Annotated in this window: 4 protein-coding genes and 1 pseudogene; 4 read left to right on the top strand and 1 reads right to left on the bottom strand. The window is 42.3% G+C overall.

All coding sequences use genetic code 11. From position 1 onward, the window contains the following. Window positions 1-187, bottom strand: a pseudogene (locus A3735_RS19965) (IS110 family transposase); the annotation flags it as partial. Window positions 188-364: 177 nt separating this feature from the next. Here A3735_RS19965 and A3735_RS19970 point away from each other — a divergent pair. From A3735_RS19970 to A3735_RS32645, 4 genes are all read left to right on the top strand, one after another. After that, a complete protein-coding gene (locus A3735_RS19970; RefSeq protein ID WP_068553100.1) occupies window positions 365-673 on the top strand; it encodes a transposase in 309 nt (102 codons plus the stop codon). Beyond that, the gene (locus tag A3735_RS19975; RefSeq protein WP_068553031.1) at window positions 670-927 is read left to right on the top strand and encodes a hypothetical protein; all 258 of its coding nucleotides are present in this window, start codon (window positions 670-672) and stop codon (window positions 925-927) included. The genes A3735_RS19970 and A3735_RS19975 overlap by 4 nt, the downstream gene beginning before the upstream one ends. Window positions 928-997: 70 nt before the next feature. Continuing rightward, on the top strand, window positions 998-1,390 hold the full coding sequence (locus A3735_RS19980; RefSeq protein ID WP_255375183.1) for a DDE-type integrase/transposase/recombinase: 393 nt from the start codon (window positions 998-1,000) through the stop codon (window positions 1,388-1,390). A gap of 31 nt (window positions 1,391-1,421) precedes the next feature. Further along, window positions 1,422-1,550, top strand: a 129-nt coding sequence (locus A3735_RS32645; protein WP_156491860.1) for a transposase, incomplete at its 3' end; no start/stop codon positions are given.

Consider the following 1,550-nt stretch of genomic DNA (forward strand, 5'->3'; position numbering starts at 1 on the left):
CAAAATGCAGGGTAGCCTGCGGGTATTTGCTTTCAAACTGTCTTGCCATCTTGGTAAGTGATACTTTGGCTGAAGAAACTCTTCCAAGATGTTTTACTTCTGAGCCTCGTTGATCTTCGCAATATGCGACTTCGGTGAACTCCTTATGGGTGTCCAATCCGACAAAAATTATGGTATTGTTTTTCATGGTGCTGGCCTCCGCTTATATGGTATGACACATATATTATGGCTCTGGCTTTGCTAACCCACGATAGGAGGTCAGCACTCTTTTGGGACGTGGGGAGTCATTATGTCTAGGTTTCCGAGTGCCCAACAATTAGTGTACACCCTACTATAGTTATATAGACCTTATGTGGAGGTGCTCATGGCACGTAAAAAAACTCAAGCTTACTCTGAAGAATTCCGAAAAGAAGCAGTGAAACGCTGCGAAAAACCGGGCGTCACTCAAGCTCAAGTTGCTAAAGAACTTGGAATTAGCTCCCAACAAATCGCGAACTGGAAGCGTCAATTTATGCGCTTATCTGATAAACAATTCAACTCTGTTAATGGCGTCGATTACTCAAAAAATGAGAGTGAAGAACTTCGTCGTTTAAGGCGAGAGAATAAACAGCTTCAAGAAGAAATGGATTTCCTAAAAAAGGCTGCGGCGTACTTCGCCAGAAACCAAGAGTGAAGTACGCCATTATCAAAGAGTATGAAGAGCAGCATTCCAAGGCTTTAATGTGCCGGGTTATGCGTGTCTCACGCACTGGTTACGCTAATTGGTGCAAGGGTTCTATCTGTGACCGCGATAAACGTCGACAACTAATGACAGCTAAAGTGTTGGATACCTATGAAGACTTTGAAGCTGGCTGCAGATTCTGGCCCATTCCGATCACTCATTCTGGTTTTAACCGATCATCATTTCTGGAACTTTTCGACCATTGATTCTGGTTTTATTCGATCACTTTTTCTGGATTTCCAGAATCAGTGATCAGATACCAGAATTGATGATCAGATACGCCGGAATACGCAAGCTGGCTATGGATCGAGAAGAATAGCGAAAGAGTTAAACGATCTTGGTTACCCTTGTTCAGAGAATTACATTGCTAACATTATGAAGTCTCAAGGCATTAGGGCGCGTAACGGTAAGGGTTTTAAATACAGCCGCCATAGCCTTACGATGGTAAACGTGTCTGAAAATATTCTATGGCGTGACTTTAACGCTAAACATCCAAATGAAAAGTGGACGACAGATATCACTTATATCTGGGTTAAGGATAAATGGCTTTATCTGGCTACTGTGATGGATTTATATTCACGTTGCATTGTTGGTTGGGCGCTTGATGAAACGATGACTGAGGCGCTCGCCCCCTGTGTCAGGATAGTTGTCGCCTCTGTTAATTTTTAATAATTGAATAGGAGGCGGTAAGAGAATATGAGTGAAGCATTATTCAAAAGAGTTTAAAGAAGCCATTGTTAAGAAGTGGCTTGAAAGTGGGTTATCATTAAGAACGTTTTCAGCCCAGGAAAACATAAACCTATCCACCTTGTATTCCTGGCGAGATAAA

It is taken from the genome of Oleiphilus sp. HI0061 (genome assembly GCF_001635675.1).

What these genes read in the sequence shown, in the direction of transcription:
- A3735_RS19970 (WP_068553100.1), top strand. Translation starts at nt 365, where the DNA reads ATGGCACGTAAAAAAACTCAAGCTTACTCTGAAGAATTCCGAAAAGAA.